The sequence below is a fragment of the Erwinia sp. B116 genome, from assembly GCF_002865965.1.
GTDB lineage: Bacteria > Pseudomonadota > Gammaproteobacteria > Enterobacterales > Enterobacteriaceae > Erwinia.
This window is the reverse complement of the sequence record NZ_JRZZ01000001.1, coordinates 319,551-325,837: the sequence shown is the minus strand read 5'-3', so window position 1 is coordinate 325,837 and position 6,287 is coordinate 319,551. Positions and strand designations below refer to the sequence as shown.

Annotated in this window: 4 protein-coding genes; all 4 read right to left on the bottom strand. The window is 67.5% G+C overall.

What is annotated here, in order from left to right; genetic code table 11:
* Positions 1 to 1,039 (bottom strand): ABC transporter ATP-binding protein (locus NV64_RS01355; protein ID WP_101505163.1); only part of this gene is annotated, 1,039 nt, incomplete at its 3' end.
* Positions 1,036 to 2,118: a PotD/PotF family extracellular solute-binding protein gene (locus tag NV64_RS01350; protein WP_101505148.1), complete on the bottom strand. Its 1,083-nt coding sequence runs from the start codon at positions 2,116 to 2,118 to the stop codon at positions 1,036 to 1,038. The genes NV64_RS01350 and NV64_RS01355, both read right to left, overlap by 4 nt.
* Positions 2,108 to 4,135, bottom strand: coding sequence for a hydantoinase B/oxoprolinase family protein (locus tag NV64_RS01345; protein WP_101505147.1), 2,028 nt, complete (start codon positions 4,133 to 4,135; stop codon positions 2,108 to 2,110). Before NV64_RS01345 ends, NV64_RS01350 begins: the two co-directional genes overlap by 11 nt.
* Positions 4,132 to 6,243: a hydantoinase/oxoprolinase family protein gene (locus NV64_RS01340; protein WP_233208892.1), complete on the bottom strand. Its 2,112-nt coding sequence runs from the start codon at positions 6,241 to 6,243 to the stop codon at positions 4,132 to 4,134. Before NV64_RS01340 ends, NV64_RS01345 begins: the two co-directional genes overlap by 4 nt.
* Positions 6,244 to 6,287: the final 44 nt, after the last annotated feature.

Here is a 6,287-nt window from a genome sequence, read left to right as displayed (position 1 = left end):
GCCAGTGCAGCGTCAGCGTCTGACCCACCGCCGGCAGCGCGGCAAAGTCCTGTTCCGCCGGCTGCACCTGCAGTTCAGCACCGCCCGGCAGCCGGCATAACAGCCGCAGGGTCGCACCGGCGAAGCTGACGCGCACCACCTGCGCCGGGCTGGCGTTCACCACGCTGGCCGGCGCTGACGCCGAGAGGCGGATCCGTTCCGGCCGCACCATCAGCAGGGTGGCTTGCGGGATAAACTGCTGCGCCGCCAGCCGCAGCGGCGTGGTCGCATCGTGCGGTTGCGCCAGGTAACACTGGCCGCCAGCGTCAGGCGTGACCGTAAACAGGTTGGCCTCACCGATAAATTCCGCCACAAAGCGGTTCTGCGGCTGCCGGTAGAGTTCCGCCGGCGTGCCAACCTGCTGCAGCTGGCCGTGGCCAAGAATGCCGATACGATCGGAGAGGGTCAGCGCCTCCTCCTGGTCGTGGGTGACCAGTACGGTGGTGATGCCCACCCGCTGCTGCAGCGCGCGCAGTTCGTCCTGCATGTCGCGGCGCAGGCGCGCATCAAGGTTAGATAAGGGTTCGTCCAGCAGCAGCACCTGCGGGCGGATCGCCAGCGCACGGGCAATCGCCACCCGCTGCTGTTGCCCGCCGGAGAGCTGGTGCGGCCGCCGGGACGCCATCCCCTCCAGCCGTACCTGCTTCAGCACGTCGTCCACCCGTTCGCGCTGTTCCTGCTGCGGCAGCCTGCGCACCTTCAGGCCAAAGGCCACGTTCTCCGCCACGCTCAGATGGGGAAACAGCGCGTAATTCTGGAACACCATGCCGATATGACGCCGGTAGGGTGCCAGCGCGGTCACATCCTCGCCGCCCAGCCACACCCGGCCGCTGTCCGGTGCCAGAAAACCGGCGATGATATTGAGCAGCGTGGTTTTGCCACAGCCGCTCGGGCCGAGCAGGGAGAAAAACTCTCCCTGCCCGATACGCAGGCTGACGCCGTCCAGCGCGCGCTGCTGTTCAAAGCGGCGCGCTACCGCGTCTATGACCAGCGCACTCATTTGGCACCCAGCGCCTGGCCCCAGCGCCGCGTCCAGTCAGCCAGCTGCGGCGTAGCGCTGGCATAGTCGATCCAGATCAGCTTGCTGTAAGCCTCTTCACCCACTTTGACCTGGCTTTTTAACTGGTCGCTGTAGGCCACGTCCTTGTTGGTCATGCCGTACAGCGATCGGTCAGAGAAGGCCTTCTGCACCTGCGGGCTGGAGAGCGCATTCACCACCTTATAGGCGTTGGCCAGGTTGGGCGCACCCTTCGGGATCACCCAGTTCGCCGCGCCCACCACCGGTCCGTCAGAGGGGTAAACAAAGTCAATTTTCAGCCCCTGCTGCTTCAGCGCAAATACCCGTCCGTCCCAGAACGGCACCACCCAGGCATCGCCGCGCTCCAGCAGGGTCTGGATCGCGCCAGGGCTGTCCGGGAAGGCCACCGCGTTGCCGCGCAGTTCGGCCAGTTTGCTGAAGGCCTTCGCCACGTCGGCGGGATTGCTCAGTTCGCCGCCCAGCGCATGCACCAGCCCGGCGAAGAACTGTAGCCCTGCGGCGTAGGTTGGCGAGGAGATCGCCACATGGCCCTTATATTCCGGGTTCCACAGATCCAGCCAACTGCGCGGCGGCGTCTTCACCAGATCGCTACGGTAGGCCAGCCCCAGCTGACCGAGGCTGAAGGCTGCCGCGTAGGTTTTGCCCTGCCAGGTAAAACGCGACTGCACGCTCTGATAGAGGTTAGCCAGGTTGGGGATATGCTGCGCGTCCAGCGGCTGCAGCAACCCTGCCGCCTGGGCGCGCTGCACGGTATCAGGCTGGAAAACCACGATATCGTACGGTGAACGGTGGCCCTTCGCGGCGCGCAGTTTGGCAAACCATTCGGCGTCGGCACCCGGCACCACGGTCAGTTTGAGGTTGTTCTCCCGCGCGTACTGCTCCAGTCCGGAGGCGCGAATATTCTTCTCCCAGTCGCCGCCGTAAACGCCCACCACCACGGAGTCCGTGGATGCCGGGGGGGCCTCTGCATGGGCAGCGGCAGAGACAACAAGGCCGATCAGGGCCGAAAGAACGAACGTACTGGCCAGTTTAGGGCGCATGAAATACTCCTGGTAAGGGATCGGTAACGGGGGAAAGTTGTTGCTCCAGCGCGACCACCGCAGCGGTAAACGCCTGCCGCGCCGGTCCGGGGTCGGATGGCGCGGTCAGCGGAAACCCGGCGGGTAGCAGCGCCAGCGCGGCGGAAAATACCGACTGCCTGTCGCGCAGGCGCTGGGCCGGTGAGCGGGTATAAAGCAGCTGATTAAGGCGACCTACCACCGCCGGGGTAAACACCGCCAGCCAGCGCTCGCGGGCGCTGCCGAACGATGCAACAGCCGTACGCGGTGCCTGCCGCAGGGCCGCCGTGGCGGCGTGGTCGATGCCCCCGGCGGTCAGCACCACACCATACTGCGCGGCGGCAGCGGCGCTGCTCAGTAGCTGATTACTGACATCGTCGGCCACCGCCTGCGGATCGCGCAGCAGCGGATCCCCCCAGCCGCCGCCGCCGGGGGTCTGCAGCAGCAGCTCATCGCCGGGGCCAACGCTGAGCAGGTCGATTTTGCCCAGGGGCCGGGCAACACCGTCGGCAGGATAGAGGGTCAGCCGCGCCGGCTGGCCGGGACCTGCGCCGTGAACACCCCACGGCTGAAACAGCATTCGTTCCATGCCGCGCGCCAGCAGCGTGGTGTCCTCCTCGCGGATGCGAATACGGATCTGTTGCCCCATGCCGCCGCGCCACCGTCCGGGCCCGGCGGAGTCTTCCCGCAGCGCGTACTGCAGAATGTGGATACCGGTTTCGGCTTCCACCTTCTCCACCGGATTGTTGGCCAGGTTGGAGATGCTGTTATCACGCCCGTCGATGCCGTCGCGCCCGAAGCGTGCCCCGCCGCCGCCGACCATCGGCTCGATCACCTGCACGTTCTGTTCGCGGCCGTTGACCGCGCTTTCCGCCACCACAAAAGGAATGATGGTGCCGCCGCTGGCCGCCGGCATCACCTGCGGCAGCGCCTGGCCCAGCAGGCCGTTCAGCAGGTCGTTAACCCGCACGGCGGTGGCGTGGCGCACGCCGACCGCCGCCGGATAGTGCGGATTGACCAGCGATCCGGCCGGGGCGAACAGCGTAACCGGTGCGAGCAGGCCGGCGTTGAGCGGCACGGTTTTATCCAGCGTGCAGACCAGCGCCAGCAGCCGCAGCGTCAGCCAGGCATGGGGTTCGCCGTGGCTGGGGATGTTGATCGCGGCGGCCACCTGCGCGTCGCTGCCGCTGAAGTCCAGGTGTACGCGGCCGTCGTTAAAGGTGGCGCTCAGCGCCAGGCGCACCGGCAGGCCGCCGCCCGTCGCATCATCATCGAGGTAATCCTCAAACTGATAGCAGCCGTCGGGAACACGCCGTAGCACCTGACGCGCCCGCGCAGCGGCGTACTCCTGCAGATCCTGCTGCGCCTGGCGCACGCTCTGCACGCCGTGCTGGCCGACGATATTTTGCAGCCGCTGACGCCCGGCGCTCAGCGCGGCGAGCATCGCCTGAATATCACCGGCGTTGGCCTCCGGCGTGCGGCTGTTGGCGGCGAGGATCGCCGCCACGTCCTGGTTGAGCTGCCCGGCGCGCATCAGCTTCACCGGTGGGATCTGCAGCCCTTCCTGAAAAATATCGCCGTTGGTCGGTGAGATGCTGCTCGGCACCCGACCGCCGACGTCGGAGGCGTGCAGGAAAGCCCAGCCCCAGACGACGATTTCGCCGTCGACAAACCACGGCTCCAGCAGCTGCAGGTCCGGCAGGTGCGTCGCCAGCCCGCGCGAACGCCAGGGATCGTTGGTGAGGATCACGTCACCGGGCTGCAGGTCGCCGACCGCGTTGATGGCGGTCAGCGCGTTCAGGCCGACAAATCCTGAGACGCCGATGCCGCGTGGATAGGCGAAAAAACGCCCCTGCAGGTCGGCGATGGCGCAGCAAAAATCGGCGGTCTCTTTGACATACAGCGTGCGGCCGGTGTGCTGCAGAATATGGCACATCTCCTCGGTCAGCGCGGTCAGCTTCTGGTTGAGGATCTCCAGGGTTATGGCGTCCAGCTTCATGCGGTATCTCCCTGCGGCTGACGGGTGACGATCAGGTTGCCCGCCGGATCCAGACGGCCCTGCCAGCCGCGGATAATCAGCGTGGTGGTATCTTCCTGCTCCACGATGGCCGGCCCGCTAATGACGTCGCTGAACTGGATCTGCTGGCGCGGCCAGACGCTGGCCTGCTGCCAGCGCCGGTCGAGAAACACCGGCCGCTGCACGGGTGTACCGGCAGCCGGCAGCGGCTGCCACCGGGCGGCCGGCGGCCGTGGCAGCGCGGCGGTCAGCGACAGGCGCAGGGTGGTCAGTTCAATGTCCTCCGGCGGGCTGGTGAAGCCGTACCGCTGCTTATGCAGCTGCTGAAACGCGGCCTGCAGGCCGTTCAGCGTCAGTTCGTCCGCCTGCGGCAGGCTGACGGTCAGTTCATAGGCCTGGCCGCGGTAGCGCATATCGGCCTGCAACAGGGTGGACTCCTCGCTACTCAGCGCCGCGGCCTGCTGGCCGAACCACGCCTGCGCCTGCTGGCCTAACGCCTGCACCGCCTCCCGCAGCGAGCTGAAGTTCTGTGCCGTGACCGCCATCCGCAGGCTACGGACAAAGTCGCGGCGGATATCGGCGGTCACCGCGCCCTCGGCGCAGAAGGTGCCCGGGCGCAGCGGCACCAGGATGCGATCGATGCCCGCCTCGTCGGCAAACAGGCTGGCGTGCGTCGGTCCGGCTCCGCCAAACGGGATCAGCGTCAGCGCGGCGGCGTTCACCCCACGCCGCGCCAGTTCCTTATTCAGGTCGGTGGCCATCCGGGTAGTGGCTACCGCCAGCGCGCCGCTGGCCACCTGCTCGGCGGCGTGTTCGCCGTGCAGGCCACAGCGAGCGGCCAGCGCGGCAAGCGCCTGACGGGCGGCGGCCAAATCCAACGGGATGCTGCCCGCCAGCCTGACGTCGGCAGGTAAGATACCGCACACCAGGTAGCAGTCCGTTAAGGTTGGGGCGCTGCCACCGCGACCGTAGGCCACCGGACCGGGATCGGCCCCGGCGCTCTCCGGCCCGACCTTCAGCACGCCGTAGTCATCAACGTGGACGATCGACCCGCCGCCGGCGCCGAGCGCCGAAACGCCGACCACCGGCAGGATCAGCGGCAGGCCGCCGATATCGGTGCGCGTCACCCGTTCAACGCCGCCGTCGGCAGACACCGAAATATCGCTGCTGGTGCCGCCCATATCAAAGGAGACGTAACCGCCGCCGCCGCTGCGTTCTGCCAGCCGGGCGGCGGCCGTTACCCCGGCGGCCGGGCCGGACAGCAGGGTGTCGATCGGGCGCTCGCGTGCGGCGTCCAGCGGCAACACGCCGCCGTTGGAGGCGGTGATCAGCAGCGGTGCCGCGATCGCCTGTTGCGCCAGCAGCGCGCTCAGGCGGTCAAAATAGCGCTGCATCAGCGGCTGAATATAAGCGTTCAGCCCGGCCACCAGCGTGCGTTCATATTCGCGGATTTCCGGCCACAGCTGTGCCGCCGACAGCACCGGCACCCCGTCGAGGTGCCGGGCCAGCTGCGCCGCCAGTTCAGCCTCGGCCTGCGGCCGGGTGTAACCGTTAAGGGTGACCAGCGCCACCGCGCTGACCTCCAGTCTGCCGATCGCCTGCGCCAGCTGCTGCAGCTGCTGCTCCGTCGGCCAGCTGAGGATCTCACCCTGCGGGCTGAAGCGGGCGTCGATCTCCAGCACCCGCTGGCGCGGCAGGAAGGCGGCCTCCCGGTCGGCGTGAAAATCAAACGACGACGGCATGCGCGCCCGACCAATCTCCAGCACGTCACGAAAGCCGGTGCTGATCGCGATCGCCACCCGGGCACCCCGGCGCTGGATAATCGCATTCAGGCCCAGCGTGGTGCCGTGCAGGATCAGCGACAGCGCGGAGGCCGGCAGACGGCTTTTTTGCAGCAGGGCCTGCAGCCCGTCGCTCACCGCCTGTGCCGGATCGGCGGGGGTGCTGGGCTGTTTATGGTACAGGCTGCGCCGCCGCTGCGGGTCAAACAGCACAAAATCGGTAAAGGTGCCGCCGACGTCCACGCCGACGGTGACCCCCGTTACGTCAAGGCTGTTCATCGCGGCGCTCCTGTCCAGCTGAGTATCCATAACATCCAGGTTCCCTGCGCCTCAGTCATGCGCACCCTCCGGCG

Coding starts and splice junctions, on each gene's coding strand:
- NV64_RS01345 (WP_101505147.1), bottom strand. CDS start 4,135: ATGAAGCTGGACGCCATAACCCTGGAGATCCTCAACCAGAAGCTGACC.
- NV64_RS01350 (WP_101505148.1), bottom strand. CDS start 2,118: ATGCGCCCTAAACTGGCCAGTACGTTCGTTCTTTCGGCCCTGATCGGC.
- NV64_RS01340 (WP_233208892.1), bottom strand. CDS start 6,243: ATGGATACTCAGCTGGACAGGAGCGCCGCGATGAACAGCCTTGACGTA.